At 29.1% G+C, this 20,872-nt stretch carries 19 protein-coding genes and 1 tRNA gene; 14 read left to right on the forward strand and 6 right to left on the reverse strand.

Going from position 1 to position 20,872, the window contains the following annotated elements; all coding sequences use genetic code 11:
- The first annotated feature begins 147 nt into the window (after window positions 1-147).
- Entirely contained in the window at window positions 148-576 is a 429-nt protein-coding gene (locus ACNI28_RS09255) for a CoA-binding protein (RefSeq protein ID WP_419763971.1), read from the forward strand.
- Here the strand turns inward: ACNI28_RS09255 and ACNI28_RS09260 are convergent.
- Both ACNI28_RS09260 and hsrA read right to left on the reverse strand, forming a co-directional pair.
- On the reverse strand, window positions 548-1,873 hold the full coding sequence (locus ACNI28_RS09260) for an ATP-binding protein (protein ID WP_419763972.1): 1,326 nt from the start codon (window positions 1,871-1,873) through the stop codon (window positions 548-550). The genes ACNI28_RS09255 and ACNI28_RS09260 overlap by 29 nt on opposite strands.
- A 16-nt stretch (window positions 1,874-1,889) precedes the next feature.
- A complete protein-coding gene (gene hsrA, locus ACNI28_RS09265) occupies window positions 1,890-2,576 on the reverse strand; it encodes a homeostatic response regulator transcription factor HsrA (RefSeq protein WP_419763973.1) in 687 nt (228 codons plus the stop codon).
- 215 nt (window positions 2,577-2,791) lie between these two features.
- Between hsrA and ACNI28_RS09270 the strand changes: the two genes are divergently transcribed.
- The 3 genes from ACNI28_RS09270 to ACNI28_RS09280 all read left to right on the forward strand — a co-directional run bounded on the left by ACNI28_RS09270 (window position 2,792) and on the right by ACNI28_RS09280 (window position 4,814).
- Window positions 2,792-3,601, forward strand: a complete 810-nt coding sequence (locus ACNI28_RS09270; RefSeq protein ID WP_419763974.1) for a peptidylprolyl isomerase — start codon at window positions 2,792-2,794, stop codon at window positions 3,599-3,601.
- Between the two features lie 13 nt (window positions 3,602-3,614).
- Window positions 3,615-4,682 (forward strand): class II fructose-bisphosphate aldolase, encoded by a 1,068-nt coding sequence (fbaA, locus tag ACNI28_RS09275; RefSeq protein WP_419763975.1) that lies wholly within the window; start codon window positions 3,615-3,617, stop codon window positions 4,680-4,682.
- Between the two features lie 47 nt (window positions 4,683-4,729).
- Window positions 4,730-4,814, forward strand: a tRNA-Leu gene (locus tag ACNI28_RS09280).
- Window positions 4,815-4,939: 125 nt separating this feature from the next.
- Here the strand turns inward: ACNI28_RS09280 and ACNI28_RS09285 are convergent.
- From ACNI28_RS09285 to ACNI28_RS09295, 3 genes are all read right to left on the reverse strand, one after another.
- The gene (locus ACNI28_RS09285; RefSeq protein WP_419763976.1) at window positions 4,940-6,367 is read right to left on the reverse strand and encodes an EAL domain-containing protein; all 1,428 of its coding nucleotides are present in this window, start codon (window positions 6,365-6,367) and stop codon (window positions 4,940-4,942) included.
- A 73-nt stretch (window positions 6,368-6,440) separates the two neighbouring features.
- On the reverse strand, window positions 6,441-6,836 hold the full coding sequence (locus ACNI28_RS09290; protein WP_419763977.1) for an ExbD/TolR family protein: 396 nt from the start codon (window positions 6,834-6,836) through the stop codon (window positions 6,441-6,443).
- Entirely contained in the window at window positions 6,833-7,309 is a 477-nt protein-coding gene (locus tag ACNI28_RS09295) for a MotA/TolQ/ExbB proton channel family protein (RefSeq protein WP_419763978.1), read from the reverse strand. Before ACNI28_RS09295 ends, ACNI28_RS09290 begins: the two co-directional genes overlap by 4 nt.
- A 43-nt stretch (window positions 7,310-7,352) precedes the next feature.
- Between ACNI28_RS09295 and ACNI28_RS09300 the strand changes: the two genes are divergently transcribed.
- The 10 genes from ACNI28_RS09300 to ACNI28_RS09345 are packed head-to-tail and all read left to right on the forward strand — an operon-like array spanning window position 7,353 to window position 19,427.
- Window positions 7,353-8,240 (forward strand): 1-aminocyclopropane-1-carboxylate deaminase/D-cysteine desulfhydrase, encoded by an 888-nt coding sequence (locus tag ACNI28_RS09300; RefSeq protein ID WP_419763979.1) that lies wholly within the window; start codon window positions 7,353-7,355, stop codon window positions 8,238-8,240.
- Between the two features lie 23 nt (window positions 8,241-8,263).
- A complete protein-coding gene (locus tag ACNI28_RS09305) occupies window positions 8,264-11,182 on the forward strand; it encodes an ABC transporter substrate-binding protein (protein WP_419763980.1) in 2,919 nt (972 codons plus the stop codon).
- Window positions 11,183-11,215: 33 nt separating this feature from the next.
- The gene (locus ACNI28_RS09310; protein ID WP_419763981.1) at window positions 11,216-11,728 is read left to right on the forward strand and encodes a shikimate kinase; all 513 of its coding nucleotides are present in this window, start codon (window positions 11,216-11,218) and stop codon (window positions 11,726-11,728) included.
- A gap of 7 nt (window positions 11,729-11,735) precedes the next feature.
- Entirely contained in the window at window positions 11,736-13,028 is a 1,293-nt protein-coding gene (gene hisD / locus ACNI28_RS09315; RefSeq protein WP_419763982.1) for a histidinol dehydrogenase, read from the forward strand.
- A 1-nt stretch (window position 13,029) separates the two neighbouring features.
- A complete protein-coding gene (locus ACNI28_RS09320; protein ID WP_419763983.1) occupies window positions 13,030-13,299 on the forward strand; it encodes a DUF2018 family protein in 270 nt (89 codons plus the stop codon).
- 8 nt (window positions 13,300-13,307) lie between these two features.
- The gene (locus ACNI28_RS09325) at window positions 13,308-14,204 is read left to right on the forward strand and encodes a polyprenyl synthetase family protein (protein ID WP_419763984.1); all 897 of its coding nucleotides are present in this window, start codon (window positions 13,308-13,310) and stop codon (window positions 14,202-14,204) included.
- A gap of 2 nt (window positions 14,205-14,206) precedes the next feature.
- Window positions 14,207-15,502 carry a glutamyl-tRNA reductase gene (hemA, locus tag ACNI28_RS09330; RefSeq protein WP_419763985.1) on the forward strand — a complete coding sequence of 432 codons (1,296 nt, stop codon included), beginning with the start codon at window positions 14,207-14,209 and terminating at the stop codon, window positions 15,500-15,502.
- A gap of 8 nt (window positions 15,503-15,510) precedes the next feature.
- On the forward strand, window positions 15,511-17,229 hold the full coding sequence (locus tag ACNI28_RS09335) for a proline--tRNA ligase (protein ID WP_419763986.1): 1,719 nt from the start codon (window positions 15,511-15,513) through the stop codon (window positions 17,227-17,229).
- Window positions 17,230-17,239: 10 nt separating this feature from the next.
- Window positions 17,240-18,055, forward strand: a complete 816-nt coding sequence (locus tag ACNI28_RS09340; RefSeq protein WP_419763987.1) for a mechanosensitive ion channel family protein — start codon at window positions 17,240-17,242, stop codon at window positions 18,053-18,055.
- A complete protein-coding gene (locus ACNI28_RS09345) occupies window positions 18,027-19,427 on the forward strand; it encodes a CCA tRNA nucleotidyltransferase (RefSeq protein ID WP_419763988.1) in 1,401 nt (466 codons plus the stop codon). Before ACNI28_RS09340 ends, ACNI28_RS09345 begins: the two co-directional genes overlap by 29 nt.
- Window positions 19,428-19,485: 58 nt before the next feature.
- Here the strand turns inward: ACNI28_RS09345 and ACNI28_RS09350 are convergent, their stop codons facing one another.
- The gene (locus ACNI28_RS09350; RefSeq protein WP_419763989.1) at window positions 19,486-20,679 is read right to left on the reverse strand and encodes an OprD family outer membrane porin; all 1,194 of its coding nucleotides are present in this window, start codon (window positions 20,677-20,679) and stop codon (window positions 19,486-19,488) included.
- Window positions 20,680-20,872: the final 193 nt, after the last annotated feature.

Genomic DNA, 20,872 nt, shown 5'->3' on the forward strand with positions numbered 1-20,872 from the left:
TTTAGTCCGACTATAGTCCGATATAAATGAGAAAAGACTATAAAATTTGGATATAAATGATTATATACTAAAAGACTTTAAGCCCCTATTAGTAGGCTGATATGATTAGATTTGATAAGAAATGATAAAATATGAAAAGGATATGAAATGGAGTGTGAATTTCCAACGATTAATTCAAATAATGAAGAGATAAAAGAGATATTTAATAATACTAAAACAATAGCTATAGCAGGTCTCTCTCCAGATACTAGTAAAGCTAGTAATATGGTTGCTAGATATTTACAAAATGCTGGATATAAAATTGTACCAATTTATCCAAAAGAAGAGACTATTTTAGGTGAAAAAGTTTATAGAAGTTTAGAAGAGATACCTTTCAAAATAGATATGGTTGATATATTTAGAAAACCTGATGCAATAGCTGCTATTGTTGATGCTTGTATAAAAAGAGGTGATATTGATACTGTTTGGACGCAGTTAGGTCTTGTAAATAACGAAGCAGGACAAAAAGCAAAGGACGCTGACATGAAAGTAGTACAAAATAAATGTACTAAAATAGAGCACGCGAGTCTTTTTTAACCTTTGTAAGAGCCTTTAAGTGTGGATTGTTCAAAAGTTCAATTTTTGCAACAGTTCCACTTTTTCCATCTGTTCTGTTTTTTAAACTAATTGTAGCACCCAATGAATCAGCAGCATTTTTTACTAAAAATAGTCCAAGACCTGCACCACTCTCTTCTCCAAATCTCTTAAATGGAGCAAATAAATCTAAAGATTCATCAATTCCAATACCTTCATCAGTTATGGTCAATACAGCTTTGTCATTGATTCTATCTAGTACAATTGCTATACTTTTATCAACAGGAGTAAATTTAATAGCATTTTGCATAAAGTTTTGAATAACTTGATTTAAAAGTGTGGGCTGAATAGAAGTAAAGAAGTTATTTACACTTGCATAATATGTTATTGTAATTTTTTTCTCAGCACTTAACATTCTAAAATCATTTGTTTTTATTTTCATGTATTGAACTAAATCTAACTCTTCAGCTTTTTCAAATTGAGCTCCCTCTTGTCTACCTATATCTAAAATAGAAGAGATCATTTTATTCATATCATTTATTTGTTGGATATTGAGTTTTAATGTATCTTGATATCTTTCTGGCTCTCTTTGTTTCATCAAAGTTACTTCATTTTTTAGTTTCATTACTGCAAGAGGTGTTTTAAGTTCATGGGCAGCACCTACAAAAAGCTCTTTTTTGAACATTACAAAGGTTTGAATTCTATTTGTAAGTTTATTAATAGAGTTTGCAAGTGCATGAAACTCTATTGGTAAGTTACTTTTATCGATTTTTGTAAGATAGTTTTCATCCATATTTGATAATTTATCAGTGATTTGAATAATAGGACGTAAAAGTGTTTTAGAGACAGTGAACGCATATAGTACAACCATGATTAAGCCACCAATAGAAAGCAAGATTACATTATTGAATATCTTGTTAAGCATTGCAATTGCATAGTTTACATTTTTGATTATTTTAATAAATTTATGGTTTTTAACATCAAATGGATATAAGATTTCTATAAAATAGTCATTGCCCTGTTTGTAGTCTTTATATTGAACTTCTGTAAGATTTTCCATTGTAATAATATCAACTACAATTCCAGAGTTTGTAATTATATTAAAGTCATCTTCTGATGATTCACTATTGATACTTATTTGGTAGATTATTTTAGCATCATTGAAAAGACTCTCTTTGATACCTTCATAGATGGTTGATTTTGTATAACCATAAAATAAAAATGAGATTGTAATAATAAAAAGTGAAGTAGCAATTATAAGTTTTTGGTAAAACTGCTTATAAATGCTTTTAAAATTCACTTTTAATAGTTCCTAATTATACAGTAGCTTCTTCATCTGTATTTGGATAACAGAATCTGTAACCTCTTCTTCTGATTGTTTCAATAGTAGAGATATTTAATGGTTTATCCATTTTTTGTCTAATTTGATTAATCGCAACTTCAATTACGTTTGGAGTAACTAATTCTGGTTCTTCCCAAATAGCATCAAGTAATTGTTCTTTTGAAACGATTTGGTCTCTATGTCTTGCTAAGTGAGTTAATACTTCAAAAGGTTTACCTTTTAATTCAATCTCTTCACCAGCATAAAGAATTTTTTCTTCATCAGGATTAATTGATAATTCATCAATTTCAATTACATTTGTTCCACCAAATCTTAATCTTGCTTCAATTCTTGCAAGTAAAATATCAAAATCAAATGGTTTTTTAATATAATCATCAGCCCCTGATTTTAATGCTTCAATTTCGCTATCTTTATCATCTCTTGCTGAGATAATTACAACTGCAGTTCTGCTACTTCTATTTTTTACGATTTTACATAATTCGATACCATCACCATCTGGTAACATCCAGTCAGTTAATACTAAATCATAGTTTCTAATATCTATAAAATATTCTGCATCCTTATAATTTTCTGCTGCATCTACTTGGTAACCAAAATCAGTTAATCCTTCTTGTAGTGTTCTGTTAAGTGTTATTTCATCTTCAATGATCAATATTCGCATTTACGTCCCTTAATTTCATATGTTAAACTTAAGTTTAATTTAATTTTCGCGAATTATATCATAAATTATTACAAATTTAAAGGGTTTTTAAGCTAAATGTCAAAATTTCTAAAAGTTTCACATAAGTTATTTTTAAAATAGGCTTACTAGATGATTAACCCTCTATTAATAAAAAATAGGTAAAATACTTACTATAACAAATTTAAGGATATTAGATGAGAAAAACAATTTTAAGTGTTGTAACTGCTTTAGCATTGACAGCTTCTACTTTAAGCGCAGCTGAAACTTTAGCGTCTGTAAATGGAGAAGAGATAACTACTCAAGACGTTGCCCAACTTTTAAGAGGTCAAAATGTTCAATTTGAAGCACTTCCTAAAGAGTCAAAAGATAAAGTTATTCAACAATTAATTGAAAAAAGACTTTTAACACAAAAAGCACAAAAAAGTGGTATCGATAAAGATGCAAAATATAAAGAAGCTTTAGGCAAAATCAAAGAAGATTTAGCTTTAGAATTATGGATGCAAAAAGAGTTTGTAAAAGTAAAAGCAAGTGAGTCTGAACAAAAATCATTTTACGAAAAAAATAAAGATAAGTTCAAAACACCTGATACTTTAGAAGCAAGACATATCTTATTAAAAACTGAAGCAGAAGCAAAAGATATAATTTCAAAAATAGATATTGCAAAAAATAAAAAAGGTTCTTTTGAAGAGTTAGCTAAAAAATTCTCTATAGGACCAACAAAAGAAAAAGGTGGTTATTTAGGTAAATTTCAAGCTAAGCAAATGGTACCTGAGTTTTCAGCAGCTGCAATAAAGCTAAAAAAAGGTGAATACACAAAAACTCCTGTTAAAACACAATTTGGTTATCATGTTATTTACTTAGAAAATAAAGAGGTAGCTCAAACTTTACCTTTTGAAAAAGTAAAAGCTAAAATAGCTCAATTAATTGTTCAAGAAAAATATGGAAAAATCATAAAAGAAGAAGTTGAGAAATTAAAAAAAGATGCTAAAATAGTAATCAAATAACTAGGAGAATGAATTGTCAGTTTTAAATATTGTTAAGCCAGGTGTATTAAGTGGGAGTGAAGCACACAAACTTTTTGAATATGCAAAGGAACACTCTTTTGCAATACCTGCTGTAAATGTTGTAGGTACTGATTCAGTTAATGCAGTTTTAGAAGCTGCTGCAAAAGTTAATTCACCAATAATTATTCAATTTTCAAATGGTGGAGCTGGTTTTTTTGCAGGTAAGGGTTTAAAAGATCCAAATGCAGCAATTTATGGTGCGATTTCTGGAGCTATGCATGTTCATGCTTTAGCTGAAGCATATAAAGTACCTGTTATTTTACATACTGACCATGCAGCAAGAAAACTTTTACCTTGGATTGATGGTTTAATTGAAGCTGGTGAATCTTTTTATTCTAAGCATGGTAAACCTCTTTTTACTTCACACATGCTTGATCTTTCAGAAGAGAGTTTAGAAGAGAATATTAGTACTTGTGTAGAATATTTTAAAAGAATGAAAACTATTAATATGATGATAGAAATAGAGCTTGGTATTACAGGTGGAGAAGAAGATGGTGTTGATAATAGCGATATTGACAATGCACTTCTTTATACACAACCAGAAGAAGTATGTTATGCCTACGAGCAATTAAAAGAGGTCTCACCTCATTTTACTATTGCTGCATCTTTTGGAAATGTACATGGAGTATACAAGCCAGGAAATGTCTCTTTAAGCCCTAAGATTTTAGATAATTCTCAAAAATATATTTCTCAAAAACATAATATCTCTGAAAAATCAATAAACTTTGTTTTTCATGGTGGTTCTGGTTCTGCTATAGAAGAGATAAGAGAAGCTATTGGTTATGGTGTTATTAAAATGAACATTGATACAGATACACAATGGGCATTTTGGGATGGGGTAAGAGCTTTTGAATCTAAAAACCATGATTATTTACAAGGTCAAATTGGTAATCCTGATGGTGATGATAAACCAAATAAATCTTACTATGATCCAAGAAAATGGTTAAGAGCTGGAATGGAAACAATGATAGCTAGACTTGAAGTTGCCTATTCAGATTTACAAGCATTAAACAAGAATTAATCTATAAAAACTTATAATCCCAAGCTAGTTTACAAACTAGCTTGTGTGCCGCTATGGTGAAACTGGTAAACACGTCGGATTCAAAATCCGGTGACCTCGGTCTTGTCGGTTCAAGTCCGACTAGCGGTACCACCTCGATTTTATCGTAACTCTTATCAAAAGTATTGTTACTTTCTTAAACATTGTTTTTTACTACTCGGCAGTAACTCGGCAGTCATTCTAATTACATTATTAATTCTTATGTTTGCTTTTTATTTTTAAGTATTCCATATCAGATGTTTTTCTTTTGGTTGGGCATAAAGATATCCTTGTGAATAATCTATTCCTAACTCTATAATTAGCTCTGCTAACTTATCATTATCTACAAACTCTGCAACGGTTTTTATGTTATTTATTTTAGAGAACTCAACAATTAATTTTATGATATTTATATTATCTTGATTGTTTAGAAGGTTTTGAATAAGACTTCCATCTATCTTGATAAAATCAGGTCTAAGCTTTAGAACATTGTTCCAATTTGAATATCCCGAACCAAAGTCATCTATTGCAATTTTTGCACCAAATTTTCTTATTTGTTCAGTAAATTGGATTAAAATCTCATAGTTCATGATATTTTCAGTCTCTAAGAATTCAATAGTTAAACGTTTTGCAACTTGGGGATTGGCTTCTAGCATTTTAAAGATATATTTATTTGTATTGGCATTTATAATATCAATATAAGACAAGTTTATCGAAAACTCATCTGATATATCTTTAAAATCCTCAAATGTATGTTTTAAAATCTCTTCTGTTATTTTGTGATAAAGTTTAAACTTTTTTGCAACGTCAATAAAAAAATAAGGGCTAATTAAAGTATCTTCTTGTTTTATTCTAACTAGTGCTTCATATTTATAAGTAGTCTTGCTTGCATTATCATAAATAGCTTGATAAACAGGAATTACATTATTGCTACTAAATCCTTCTTTAAGTGTGTGAAGCATCTTTAGTGAATCTGATTTTGAATCTAGTTCTTCTGTATAATTATAGATACTTTTATGAATAGAGTTTCTAGCAAAATGTAAAGCAGATACAGCAGTAAGATATTTAGGATATGTACTTGAATATGCAAGATTTAAATGTATTGTAAATTCATAATTATCTAGGGTAAAACTTTTTTTCTCAAATGTTAACTTTATAGTTCTTAATAGTTCTGTAACATTGTTATGATTAGAATAGAATGCAAATTCATCTCCATATATTCTAAAAAGCTCTTCATCTGTATTTTCTTTTACTATTTTTTTAAGCTCATTTGCAACCAATACTAGGAGTTTATCAGCTTTTTTAAAGCCTAAATATTTATTAAATACCGAAAAATCAATTATGTTTAGCAGTATTACGTATTTGTATTTATTTTCATTATATTGTAAAAAAGCAGTTCTATTTTTTAATGAAGTAAGGGAATCTGTTTCATGGTTTAGTATAAGTTCTTTTTTTATATTATTTAAATCTTTAACTTTTTTAAATGAATATAATGCCAAAGCAATCAAAATAGATATAAAAATAATAAAGTATTGACCTAATTGGTATTCTTCATGAGCTCTGGTAAAGTTATAAATTAAATCAAATAAATCTAGATAAATTAAAATTGGAGAAATAATTATAATTAGTAAAGTAAGTATTATCTCATCTTTATAGTCTTTAAACATAATGAACCTTTTTTAAAAAAACCAACCATTGTATCGAAGTATCTTTAAGTATGTATAAATAAATAATTTTATTTTAATTTCTAGGTTCTTCTTTTTCTGTAATTAAAGCTAAGTTGTTTAAATCATATTTTTGTAGTAAATCTAAGACTTTTACTACTCTTTTGTATTCAACCTTTTCATCAATTCTTACTATTAAAGGTTTTGTTTTATCTTTTACTTCTTTTAAGTTATCTTCTAAAGACTCAAAAGATACCTCTATTCCTTTTATGGCTAGTTTTGTAGGTGAAAGTTCTATAAAAATATCATCTTTTGATACTTCTGATTCTTTTGCACTAGATTTTGGTAAATCCAATACTAATGCTAACTCCTCTTTTTTAAATACAGAAGTTACAATAAAAAATATAAGTAAGATAAACACCACATCAATAACAGGGGTTAAGTCTACTCCTAAACTCTCTCTTCTTTTCATAAAGCAATAATCTCTTTTTTTGCTTTTAGTTCTATGGCATCTATTTGTGAGATAAAGTGATTATACGCTATATGGTGTGGTATGGCAACAATAAGTCCTGCAATTGTAGTAATAAGTGCTATTGAAATCCCATTAGAGAAAATACTAGGATCCCCTAAACCATTTTGAGTAATTGATTCAAAAGATTTAAATACTCCATATACAGTACCAAGTAGTCCTAGAAGTGGGGCTATTGAGGCTATGTTTTTTACATATGTTAAGCCTGTTTCTAGTTTTTTTACTTCATATTCTATTTGAGCATATATTGTAAGACCGTTTTGAGTGTTAACTTTGTCTCTTACTTTTTTTACCATTGCATTTTTTCGTGGTAGTGTTAAAAACTTCCAAATAATAATTGTAAATCCTATAATATTTAAGAAAATAAGAATATAAACAATAATCCCACCCTTATCAACATATTGCATTAAATCCATAGAATACTCCAATTTTTTTTGTTATTTTAGTATAATAAGTTTAATGAAATACATAAACTCACCCATAAGTACAATAAATTTTAAAAATCGTCAGATATTTATAAAAAGAGATGATTTGCTTGATACCCACTTTTCAGGCAATAAAGCTAGAAAGTTTTACTACTTTTTAAATCATGATTTTAAAGGTATAAAAAAAATCATCTCTTTTGGTTCTGCCCAAGCAAACTCTTTGTACTCCCTATCTGTTTTAGCCAAAATAAAAAACGTAAAGCTTGATTTTTATGTTTCCCATATAGCAAGATATCTAAAAGAGAATCCTCAAGGAAACTACAAAGAAGCCTTAAGTAATGGGGCTAACATAATAGAACTTAATCAAAATGAATTATCCACACAAGAGTATATAGAAAATCATATCTTAAAAAACGAAAAAGATTATATTTATATAGAAGAGGGAGGAAGAGTAAAAGAGGCAGAATATGGAATCAAAATATTAGCCAATGAGATAAATAGATGGGCAAAAGAGAATAAAAAAGAAAAACTAAAAATATTTTTGCCAAGTGGGACGGGAACTACTGCACTATTTTTGCAAAAACATTTGAATTTTGAAGTGATAACTTGTGCTTGCGTTGGTGATGAAGAGTATTTGAAAAAACAGTTTTTACAATTAAATAGTGATGAATCAAAACATCCAACTATACTAAAAAACAAAAAAAAGTATCATTTTGGAAAACTTTATAAAGAGTTTTATGAAATACATATAGAACTTCTAAAAGAGACTAATGTAAAGTTTGACTTACTTTATGACAGCTTAGGCTGGCTAAATTTGATATCATCAGATTGTTTTTACAATGATGAGTTTATATATATACACCAAGGTGGGATATTAGGCAATAAAAGCATGATAAAACGATATGAAAATAAATATATTTAAGTTTAAATCTACTAGAATACCTAATGCAAAAACAAATTAAATTACTTTTTATATTATTTTTATCTCTCTTTTCTGCTTTGTATGCCAAAGATTTAGAAAAAGTCTCTATTCAATTAAATTGGAAATATCAATTTGAATTTGCTGGATTTATTGCAGCTTATGAAAAAGGTTATTATAAAGAGCTTGGATTTGATGTTGAAATACGTGAATATGAAAGTAAAATAAATGTAATTAATGAAGTGAAAAACAAAAAAGCTGATTTTGGAGTTTATGATTTATCTTTATTAGAATATTATGATGAAAAAAAGCCATTAATGCTATTAGCTAATTATATGAAAAAGTCTGCACTAGTATTTGTTGCAAAACAAGATATTATTACTCCCTATGATTTTAAAAATAAAATAATTATGGCAGAAAAAAGTCAACTAGATAAATCTATTTTATTAGAGTTACTTAAAAAGTTTGAAATAAAAAAATCTGATTTTAAAGAGATAAAAAATCATGATTTTTCTCCTGAAAGTTTTATAAGTGGCAATATAGACATCATGACAGCTTATTTATCAAACGAATTATATAAAATCAAAAAATCAAAAGTACCTTATACTTTAATTGACCCCGCAAACTATGGACTATACAACTTTAGCTTGAATCTATTTACCTTAAGAGATAGTGCCTTATCAAATCAAGACAAAATGAAGAAAATCATTGAAGCAACAAACAGAGGTTGGAAATATGCCTTTGAACATAAAAAAGAGTTGGTTGATATAATTTATAATAAATACTCTAAGTTAAAATCAAAAGATGCCTTACTTTTTGAAGCAGTTGAAATAGAAAAACTAATGATGCCAAATCTATATGAACTTGGTAGTATTAGGGATGAATTAGTAAAAGATATTTTATCAAAACTTGAAGAGTTTCATGCAAGTGCAAATGTAAATATCAATGATATTGTATTTAATACAAAAGATTTTAAATCAAATAATATTTTAACTAATGAGGATAAAAGATATTTAAATAGTAAAAGAAAAATCAATGTCTGTATAGATCCAAATTGGCTACCTTTTGAAAAAATAGAAAATGGAAGACATATAGGGATAAGTAGAGAATATATGGATTATTTTCAATCTGTATTAAAAAGACCAATAAACTTAATTCAAACAAAAACTTGGAGTGAAAGTCTAGAAAAGTTTAAAGCAAAAGAGTGTGATATTTTATCTTTAGCTATGGAAACAGATAATAGAAAAAAATATGCAAATTTTACAAAACCATATATCTCATCTCACTTTGTAGTAGCAACAAAAAATGAAGAGATTTTTATACCAGATATGGAAAGTATTATAGGTAAAAAGAAGTTAGCTGTAGTAAAGGGCTATGCAATAATTGACTTGCTGAAAAGAAGATATAAATATGAAAATATTATTGAAGTAGATTCTGTAAAAGAGGGCTTGGAAAAAGTTGCAAAAGGTGAGGTTTATGGATTTATTGATTGTCTAGCATCTATTGGTTATGAAATACAAAAAAACTTCATTGGGGAACTTAAAATTGCAGGAAAATTTGATAATTCCTTAGACTTAAGTATTGCTGTTCAAAAAGATGATTTAGCTTTATTGGAGATTTTTAATAAGGTTATAAAAAATATTTCTGAAGATAAAAAGCATGAGATATATAATAAATGGGTAAATGTAAAGTTTGATAGTGGGATAGATTATTCTATAATTTGGAAAATAGTTTTAGGCTTTTTGATTATCTTACTTTTAATAGGCTATAGGCAAAAAGAGTTACTCTCTAAAAACAGAAAAATAGAAGAGCAAAAAAATAAATTAAAAGAGAGTAATAATCAATTTAAAAGAATACAAAAGGAGCTTGAAAAGACTTTAAAAAGTTTTGAGACACTTTTAAGTTCTACTATGGATTCTATTTATGTTGTTGAAAAAAATATTTGTATAGATACAAATGAAAATGGTGTATCTTTATTAGGTTTCCAAAATAAACGGGATCTAATAGGACAAAATATATTTAAATTTATTGAAAATAGTGGAAAGAAAGATATTCTTAAAAATCTATATGAAAACCATGAACCCTTTGAAATAAATATAAAAGATAAAGACAGAAAAATAATTCCATCTCTTGTAAAAGTAAATACAACTAATTTTGAAGGTAAGGCTGTATATATTATTAGTGTCATTGACCTAAGAGAGATAAAAGAAAAAGAGATGATTTTTTTCAGACAGTCTAAAATGGCTGCAATGGGGGAAATGATTGGAAATATTGCCCACCAATGGAGACAGCCCTTAAGTGTAATTAGTGCAGTTTCTACAGGACTTAAATTAAGGCTTTCTTTAGGTGAATATGAAATTAAAAGTGTTCTTTCTTCTTTAGATAACATGAATGAATCTGCACAATATTTATCTCAAACAATAGATGATTTTAGAAATTTTTATAAAACAGATAAAGAAAAGACTTATGTTATTTCAAATCAAATTATTGATAAAAATAAGAATTTGATTGGTAGTTCTTTAAAAGATAATGGCATTGAATTTATTATTAAAAATAGCTGTGAAGGCTTAGAGGTAAATACATATTTAAATGAACTTATTCAAGCTACAGTAAATATTTTCAACAACGCAAAAGATGCATTACTTTTAAATAATAAAGAAGGTGAAAGATTTATCTTTTTTGAACTTTACCAAAAAGATGATTATTTAGTTCTTTCTATTAAAGACAATGCAGGTGGAATTTCTTTAGATATCAAAGATAAAATTTTTGAACCATATTTTACTACAAAACATAAAAGTAATGGCACAGGGATTGGTCTTTATATGACCCACCAAATAATTGAAAACCATATTGATGGAAAAATTGAAGTATTAAATGAAGAGTACACTTGGGAAAATAAAAAACTTAAAGGTGCCAATTTTCTAATTTATATACCTACAGCTTAAACTTTTACTTTTATTTAGCTATAATCGCAAGTTATGAATAAGAACAATATTATACTAATCGGTTTTATGGGTGTAGGTAAGGGTACCATTGCACGAGCTTTTTTTAAATATAGTGGTAGATTTTCAATAGATACAGATGATTTAATTGAGAGTATCACAAAAAAGAAAGTTAAAACAATTTTTAAAGATGAGGGAGAACCTTACTTTAGGGACTTGGAAAAACAATGTGCTTTATGGCTAGAGAAGTCAATTACAAACACTGTTATATCTACAGGTGGTGGGTTTTATAGACAAGAAAATATTAAAAATATTGGAAAAGTCATTTATCTAAAATCTTCTTTTGAGGGTATTCTTAAAAGAATCAACAATGCTCCAAATGCAAAACAAAAACTAGCAAAAAGACCACTTCTTAAAAACTTAGATGAAGCAAGAAAACTTTATGATACAAGAGTAAAAGAGTATGAAAAGGTAGCTGATTTTACTCTTGATGTAGAAGATAGAGATATTGAAGAGATTTTAAAAGAATTAACCAGTATGTGTGAATGAGGATTAAATGAAAATAATAAATACTACAGATTCAAATTTCAAAAAAGAGTTTGAAAATATATTAGCAAGAGCAAAAACTGATATAAAAGGTGTTTCTGCAATTGTTACAAATCTTATTGAAGAGATTGTTGATAATGGAAATATGGCTATTAAAGGGCATATTTCTAAGTTTGATAAATGGGAAGTTCAAGATGATAATGATTTAGAAATATCACTTGATGAGATGAAAAAAGCCTATGAAAATATTGATGATGAGTTAAGAAAGTCACTTCATACTGCATATGATAGAATTAAAGCTTACCATGAAAAACAACTTCCAAAATCATGGATTGATTTTGAGAAAAATGGAAGTATATTAGGGCAAAAAGTTACTGCAGTTGATAGAGCAGGGCTTTATATTCCTGGTGGAAAAGCTGCATATCCAAGTAGCTTACTTATGAATGCAATTCCTGCAATTGTTGCAGGTGTTGAAGAAATAGTAGTATGTACACCAACACCAAATAATGAAATCAACGAATTATTACTTGCAGCTTGTCACATCTGTGGAATCAAAAAAGCCTTTAAAGTTGGAGGTGCTAGTGCAATTGCTGCTATGGCTTATGGAACTGAGACTATTCCAAAGGTTGATGTGATTACAGGTCCTGGAAATATTTTTGTTGCAACTGCTAAAAAGTTGGTTTTTGGTGAAGTAAATATTGATATGATAGCAGGACCTAGTGAGATTGGGATTTTAAGTGATGCTAGTGCAAATCCTAGATTTTTAGCTATTGATTTACTTTCACAAGCAGAACATGATGAAATGGCAAGTTCTATTATGATAACAACATGTGATAAAGTAGCAGAGCTTACTTCAATAGAGGTTGATAGATTTTTAGAAGAGCTAAGTAGACGAGAAATAGCTAAGAAATCTATAGATGAGAGAGGTGTTATAATAATCGCAAAAGATATGGAAGAAGCTATAAAATATATGAATGATATAGCACCAGAGCACTTAGAAGTTATGACAAATAATGCCTTTGAATTATTACCAAAAATAAAACATGCAGGGGCTATTTTCCTAGGTAAAAATACACCTGAGCCAATAGGTGATTATATAGCAGGTCCAAATCATACCCTTCCAACAGGAAGTACAGCTAAGTTTTATAGTCCACTAAATGTAGAAAACTTTTTGAAAAAATCTTCAATCATAAGTTTTTCTCAAGAGGCAATTGATGAGCTTGGTGAAGCTTGTGCATTATTAGCAGATACAGAAGGGCTAACAGCCCATGCAAAATCTGTAAGAGTGAGATTAGAAAAATAATATGGATGATATTTTATTTGGAACACCTAAATCAAAATTTTTAGATGTAGTAAAACACGCTTCAAGCGAAGTCGTAAGTGATGAATTAGATAAGATATTGGAAAAATATGCAGCAATGGAATTACTTTTATCAAAAGATAAAGGTGAGACTTATGATGTAAATGAAGATATAAACTCTTTTGTTTTAGAAAACCTAGATGAGGTAGCTAAAGTAAAAGATGATTTGTATATTGAGTTTACTGGTGAAATTATTTGTAGATTAGATTCATAAGGTATTTTGTGGAAGAATTAAAAATAGTAAAAGATAAAATCTTAGAGTTTGTAAAAGAGTGTGATGATGAAAAGAGTGTAGAACTTTTTGGTCATTTGGCAACAGGAAAAATGTTACGGTCAAAATTAATACTTAAAATTGCAGGAGTTAATGAAGAGTCTATAAAATTATGTGCAATAGTTGAGATGATTCATGCGGCATCACTTTTACATGATGATGTGATTGATGAGGCAGATACTAGAAGAGGAAGCCCTTCTGTAAATGCTTTATATGACGATAAAACTGCAATTATGTTTGGAGATGTTTTATACTCTAAAGCCTTTACTGAACTTTCACAAATGAATAGAAAAATAGCTTACAATATCTCAAGTGCCGTTACTAAGTTAAGTATTGGTGAGATGATGGATATTGATTTAACACAAACTTTTAACACAGACTATAAAAAATACCTTGATATGATTTACAAAAAAACTGCATCTTTAATAGAAGCAAGTGCTGCAAGTGCTGCAATTTTAGCAAATAAAGATGAAGAGATATATGCTTTATATGGAAAAAACTTAGGTCTTGCCTTTCAAATGATTGATGATATTTTAGATATTACCCAAGATGCAACAACTCTAGGAAAACCAGCAATGTTTGATTTTGTAGAAGGGAAAGCCACTATTCCATACTTGCTATTACATCAAAGATTGGATGACAAAACAAAATTAGAATCACTTTTCAAAAAAGAGTTAAATGAAGAAGAGACTCTTTGGATAAAACAACAAATGGAAAGAACAGATTCTTTAAATGATGCTATTTCTCAAGCAAAAGCTTTAGGAAGAGAAGCAATCATGATTTTAGAAGACGAAAACTCTGAAGGTCTTGTAAAAATCATGAAAGAAATGATAGAAAGAGAGTTTTAACAATGAATTATTTAAGTATCTCTTTTACCCACAAAAATACAGATATACAAACAAGAGAAAAGATTGCTTTTTCAAATGAAAGCTCTGTTGAGACTTTTTTAAAAAGTGTAAAGTCAGATGAGTCTATTGATGAGGTAGTATTATTATCTACCTGTAATAGGGTAGAGATAATTACTACCTCTTCAAACATCAAGAAATCAAAAGAGAAAATTTTTCAAATATTGGCAAAATATTCAGGGCTTGATTATGAAAACCTATTAGAAAGAGCTGATATTTATGATCGTACAAGTGCAATACATCATCTTTTTTCAGTAGCTTCTGCCTTAGATTCTCTTGTTATTGGTGAGACTCAAATAGTGGGTCAATTAAGAGAAGCATTTAGATTGTCTTTATCTAAAGGGTATTGTAGTAAAAGTATTTCAAAAGCTATGAATTATGCTTTCAAGTGTGCTGCTAGTGTAAGAAATGAGACTAGTTTAGGAACAGGTTCTGTTTCAGTGGCGTCAACAGCTGTTGCAAAAGCAAAAGATATTGTTCAAAATACAAGTGGCGTAAAGGCTTTAGTTATTGGAGCTGGAGAGATGAGTGAGCTTACAATGAAGCATTTGCATAAAGCTGGCTTTGATATTGTTCTTACAAGTAGAGATATAAAAAAAGCACAAATGCTAGTTGATACTTTTGACTTTGAAGTAAGTGTTGAACCATATGAAAATTTAGAAAAACTTTTAAATGAAATACCAATAATGATCACAGCAACGGCAGCTCCATATCCAATTATAAAAGAAAACATGGTAAGAAATTGTTCTTTTAGTAGATATTGGTTTGATATTGCAGTACCAAGAGATATAGAAGAGATAGAGAGCTCAAACTTAAAAATATATGCGGTTGATGATTTACAAGAGATAGTAAACTCAAATATGACACTAAGAGCCGAACAAGCAAAAAGAGCATATCAAATCGTTAATCAAGAATCAGAAGAGTTTTTTAAATGGCTAAAATCACTTGAAGTAGAACCTGTAGTAAAACATCTTTATACAAAAGCAGATGATGTAATTGAAAAGAAACTTCAAAATGCTATAAAAAAAGGTTTTGTAAAAGCAGAAGATGAAGAGAACATTAAAAAACTTTGTCAAACAGTTTTAAATGAATTTTTACATGAACCAACAACAAAGTTAAAAAAGATTTCAAAAGATGTTGAGTGCGATATAATCTTAGGGACAGTACAATCAGTATTTGGCTTAGAGAGTAAATCAAACTCTATTCAAAAATGTGATCAAGTAATAAAATTTAATAATTAGGAATATAAATGAAATTTTCTCAAATGTTTATACCAACTACAAAAGAAGCACCAAAAGATGCAACTTTACCATCTCATCAGTTTTTAATCAGAGCTGGATTTATCAATCAAGAAGGTGCTGGTTTATATAATTTTATGCCTTTAGGAAAGATAGTATTAGACAAAATTAGAGCTGTTGTAAAAGAAGAGTTAGATAATGCAGGGCTTAATGAAGTTCAATTGTCATTTGTAACACCAACTACGCTTTGGGAAGAGAGTGGTCGTGCATCTAAAATGGGTCTAGAGATGCTTCGAATCAAAGATAGAAAAGGTAGTGATTTTGTTTTAAGTCCTACAAATGAAGAGGCAATGGTAAATTTAGTAAAAAATAGAGTTACTTCATATAAAGATTTACCTGTTCATTTATATCAAATCAATACAAAGTTTCGTGATGAAGCACGTCCTAGATTTGGACTTATGAGAGGAAGAGAATTTTTAATGAAAGACTCTTATTCTTTCCACTCTAGTGAAGAGGATATGATTAGAGAATTTAATCTTATGGAAGAGACTTATAAAAAGATTTTTACAAGATTAGGTTTAGAGTTTCGTGTAGTTGCAGCAGATAGTGGTGCAATTGGTGGAAGTGGAAGTAAAGAGTTTATGGTATTGGCAAATTCAGGTGAAGATACAATAGTTGTATGTGAAGATTGTGAATATGGTGCTAATATTGAAGCAGCTACAAGAGCAAAAAAAGAGACTAAAAACTGGTATGAGCTTACTGCTGAAAATATAAAAATGGAAAAAGTATTAACTGAGGGGATGAAAACTATTGAAGATGTTTCAAACTTTTTAAGTACTCCAAAAGCTCAATCAATAAAAGCAGTAATTAAAAAAGCGATATATGAAGAGAAAGAAGAAGTAGTAGTTTTCTTTGTAAGAGGAAATGACGAACTGGAAGAAACAAAAGCTACAAATGCAGTTGATGCCTTAGAACTTCTTGATGCAAATGATGCTGATATTTTAGATGCTGGTTTAGTTGCTGGATATTGTGGACCATTTAATTTACCTGAAAATATAAATTTTGTTATTGATAATGAATTAAAGGATGAAGTTGGATTAGTTTGTGGTGCAAATGAAATTGACTATCATTTTACTGGAACTGACTTAACTACATTAAAAGATGTGAAATATTTTGATTTAATTGCTGTTCAAGAAGGAGATATTTGTTCTTGCTGTGGCGGAAAACTTATCCATACAAAAGGGATAGAAGCTGGGCATATTTTTCAACTTGGAACTAAATATTCAGAACCTCTTGGAGCAAACTTTTTAGATGAAAATGGTAAGTCTAAACCTTTTGTTATGGGAACATATGGAATAGGTGTATCTAGACTTGTAGCAACAGTGGTTGAACAACATCATGACGATAAAGGTTGTATTTGGACGAAAGAAACAGCTCCTTTTATGGTTGATATTATAGTTTCAAATGCAAAAAAAGAAGAAGAGTTGAGTGCTGGTAAAAAGATATATAATGATTTGAAAATAGCAGGGATTTCTACTATTTTAGATGATAGAGTAAATGCAAGATTTGGATTTAAAATGAGTGATTTTGAACTTATTGGATTCCCTTATGCAGTTGTAGTTGGTAAAAAACTGCCAGATGGTATGGTAGAAATAGTAAATAGAAAAACTTTAGAAAAAGAAGAAGTATCTTTAGATGAAGTTGTAAACAGATTAAAAAAACTAATATAAGGATTTTAAGATGGCAAGTAGTGTAGAAACTGTCTCAGATGTGATTGCTCTTTATTCTTTAAATGTAGCAATGGCAATTGTGATATTTGTTGTTGGTAAGTGGCTAGCTAAAAAAGTTGCGAACTTATTGACGGCTATGATTAAAAGAAATCCAAAATTTGACGAAACACTTGTAAACTTTTTTGATGACATTATTTATTATGTATTAATTGTAGTTGTTATTTTAACTGCATTAGAGCAACTAGGGGTTGAATCAACTTCCTTTCTAGCTATTCTTGGGGCAGCTGGTCTAGCTGTTGGTTTAGCACTTAAAGATTCATTATCAAACTTTGCCTCTGGTGTTATGATTATATTTTTTAAACCTTTTAAAATAGGAGATTTTGTAACTGCTGGTGGAGTAAGTGGTACTATTACTGAAGTTCACTTATTTAATACAGAGTTTACAACGCCAGATAATCAAAAAGTTTTAGTGCCAAATGGAGCAATTACAGCTGGAAGTATAGTAAACGTAAATGCTCATGCTAAAAGAAGAGTTGACTTGACTATTGGTGTTGGTTATGGTGATAACTTAAAAATAGTAAAAGATATCATCACAAATATAGTACAATCAAATGATAAAGTTTTAAAAGATGAAGCAATCACAATTGCTGTTTCAGAACTAGGTGATTCATCAGTAAACTTTGTAGTTCGAGTTTGGGTTAATACACCTGATTTTTGGGCTGTAAAATGGGCATTAATCGAAGAGATTAAAAACACATTTGATAAAGAAGGAATCTCTATTCCTTTCCCTCAAAGAGATGTGCATATTATCAACGAAAAAAACTAGTATCAAGTTACCTTCTACTCTAACCAAGATACTAAAACTTCTACAAGAAAAAGGTGCAAAGCCTATTCTTGTAGGAGGGTGTGTTAGAGACCATTTCTTAAACCTACAAATAAAAGATTATGACATAGAAGTTTTTTATATAGAAAACTTTGAAACTCTCACAAAATATTTAGAACAATTTGGAAAAGTGAAACTTGTAGGCAAATCCTATGGGGTTTTAAAACTTAGTGTTGATGACCAAGAGTATGATTTTGCCCTTCCTAGAGTTGAAAAAAAAGTAGCTAAAGGGCACAAAGGCTTTGAAGTTATTAGTAATAGCCATTTAAGCTTCAAAGAAGCAGCTATAAGAAGAGATTTTACAATAAACGCCTTAGGGTATGATTTTATAAAAGATGAGTTTTTAGACCCCTTTGATGGCTTAAAAGACTTGGAAAATAAAACTTTAAAACATATTGATGATAATAGTTTTATTGAAGATCCTTTGCGAGTTTATAGAGCTGTTCAATTTGCCTCAAGATTTGATTTTACATTAGAAAATAAAACTTTTGATTTGTGTAAAAAGATGGTTTTAAAAGGTGATTTAGATGAGTTGCCAAAAGAGCGTATTTTTGAAGAGCTAAAAAAACTCTTTTTAAAGTCACCCAAGCCCTCAATTGGATTTGAACTTTTAAAAGAATTAGAGATTTTGAACTATTATTTAGAGTTACAAGCACTAATTGGCTGTGAACAAGAAAAAGAATATCATCCAGAAGGAGATGTTTGGGTTCATACTCTTATGACTTTAGATGAAATGGCAAAATTAAAAACAGGTAATGAATATAAAGATTTAGTTCTATTCTTTGCAATACTTTGTCATGATTTTGGAAAACCACTTTGTACAAAAATTATAGATGGAAAAATAACTTCTCACAAACATGAGTCGCTTGGAATTGAACCTACAATATCTTTTTTAGAAAAATTGACAAATGATAAAAAACTCATAGCTGATGTTCTTCCTTTAGTTAAAAATCATCTTTCACCTTTTCAATTATACTTGCATAATAGTAGTGATAAGGCAGTAAAAAGATTGTCTTTAAAAGTTGATATAGAGATGCTGTGTTTAGTATGTTTGGCTGATTGTTTAGGGCGAAACATAGAAGATAAATACAAATGTCATGAAGCAATTTCATGGCTTAAAAATAAAGCTTTACATTTAGAAGTAAGTAATGAAGGACCTAAACCTATTGTTATAGGAAAAGATTTGATTAAATTAGGTTATAAGCCAGGAGTTTTGTTTAAAGAGATTTTAGATTTTGCTTTTAATTTACAAATTGATGAAAATAAAGAAAAAGAAGAGATATTAAAGTTAATTATTAATAAATATGGAAAATAGTAAATATATATTTGGAATAGATACATAATATAAAAAAGGCTAAAAAACCCTTTTTATATTAAAATTTGTAAGAAACATAAAGTCTTGATCTATAGCTTTCTGTAGATATATTGTTATAATCTGCGAAAACAAACTTAGCTGATAAGTTTTTATCAAAATTGTATGTTGCAATATAGTCTGTCTCTGATTTTCTATCAGTATTACCTGTTTTCCATGCAGCATGCATCAAATCAAATGATAAACCATCAGTGATTTTGTATCCGGCAGATAATTTATAAGCATCTGTATCAGCAGAATAAACACCACCATAAATCCAAGACCAAGTATAAAGATAATCAGCACCATTTCCTAATCCATTTACTATATCTGCTTCATCATCTACTTTAGAATATGCTGCACCTAAAGATAGTTTACCAAAATTTGCAGTTAGGTTTAAACCATAAGCACTACCATCAGAGTTAGTCGCACTTCCATCATCAGATTGATATGTTTGTGCTGATATTGTAAAAGGTGTCAAATTATATGAAGCATCTGCATAAAATGCTTTAGCATCATTAGAAGTAATAACATCTACAACAGCATATTGAGCTGATAAAGTTAAATTCTTAACTGATGTATTTTTAATATAAAGTGTATATGCACCATCCATATTTATTGAAGCAAAGTTTACAGCAGGAACATTACTACCAAAATCAGAAACATCTTTAATTTGTGTTCCATTCGTCGCTATATCAGTTCTTCCTTGAAACTTATCAACATATGCTGCAACTAAAGTTGTATTTGGAATATCCGTATTTGATAAAACAATACCTTCAAAAGATTCTTTAAAGATTCTAGAACCAGAACCTGCAACTAGAGGTGTAGATATATATTGTCTACCAACCTTACCAGTTGTATTCTCTCTTGTATATTCTAAATATGCTTGCGAAGCAACTGCACCAGAAACATTTTGGTCACTGTTATATGCAGTAGGACTTTTATCTAGATCATCAGAAGTTACAGTTGCTGCTTGAAATGTAACACCAGCTTTTAAACCATAGTATGAGCCTGTAACAAAAGATAAGTTACCACCATTTGTCCAAATACCAACTTTATCATGAGAAGTTCCAACTTCTTTTTGAAAATATTGAGATTTAATCTCTCCACTTATTTTACCTTCTTCAAAAGCTTTTGCAATTGTATCTGCACTAAATGCTTGAGTTGTAATTAGTGCTAAACTAGCAACTAAGCTTAATTTTGTTAATTTCTTCATTTAATCCCTTTCTTTTGTTAAAATTAATAGTTCCTCTTTTTACCTACTAATCTTAAATTCTAAAATTTTCTTAAAGTAAATACACATGTATACTTTACTATAGAAGAAAATTTTGACGTTCGAATGTATCCACTGGTGAATAGGCATATGACGGAATATAAAGAGGACATATGGGGTGTCTTTTAAATATGCC

It is taken from the genome of Arcobacter denitrificans (SeqCode) (assembly GCF_048571185.1).
Taxonomy (GTDB): domain Bacteria; phylum Campylobacterota; class Campylobacteria; order Campylobacterales; family Arcobacteraceae; genus Arcobacter; species Arcobacter denitrificans.